At 49.5% G+C, this 212-nt stretch carries 1 pseudogene; it reads left to right on the forward strand.

Features of this window, described 5'->3' with window-relative positions:
* Positions 1-212: pseudogene (locus tag KB213_RS12650) on the forward strand (ferrous iron transporter B); the annotation flags it as partial.

A 212-nucleotide genomic window follows, 5' to 3' on the forward strand; every position in this document is an offset into this window, starting at 1 on the left:
CAAGTTTTGCATGTGCCATCCGCGGAATTATGGCCGCAAGCTCGATACAATACCAACTTGACCTATTGGTTTCGATCCTGATCGACCACCTTATTACCTGCTCTGCAGGTTTGACTGTCTACACACTCCTCATCGGTGCCTTTGTTCACCATCGCGACGTCTGGGGTATCATGAACATACAATGCCTCGTACTCTTAGGGCTTAATGCGGCC

The sequence above is a fragment of the Neokomagataea anthophila genome (assembly GCF_018122595.1).
Taxonomy (GTDB): domain Bacteria; phylum Pseudomonadota; class Alphaproteobacteria; order Acetobacterales; family Acetobacteraceae; genus Gluconobacter; species Gluconobacter anthophilus.